The organism is Streptococcus sp. KR (genome assembly GCF_002238115.1).
Classification (GTDB): Bacteria; Bacillota; Bacilli; order Lactobacillales; family Streptococcaceae; genus Streptococcus.
The window spans coordinates 1-229 of record NZ_NGVM01000328.1 but is presented as its reverse complement, the minus strand read 5'-3'; the positions used below and the strand labels follow the sequence as shown (position 1 = coordinate 229).

The window sequence follows — 229 nt, the reverse complement described above, 5'->3', positions numbered from 1 at the left end:
AGAACAACATGATCTCCAGGTTTGACACTGGTAACACTACTACCAACTTCTTTAACGATACCGGCGCCTTCATGACCTAACGCAACTGGATATGGTGTTGTGGCAAAGTCTCTTCCTGCGGCATCAGTATGACAGATACCAGATGCCTTAATTTCAACCAAGACTTCATTAGCTTTCGGTGAATCGAGTTCAACAGGTTCAATGGTTAGTTGAGCGCCTTGTTCTTGAG

Annotated in this window: 1 protein-coding gene; it reads right to left on the bottom strand. The window is 44.5% G+C overall.

Translation table 11 applies throughout. The features are described 5' to 3' along the window. The coding region (locus CBI42_RS12150) for an alcohol dehydrogenase catalytic domain-containing protein (protein WP_373433764.1) at positions 1–229 on the bottom strand (229 nt) is incomplete at both ends.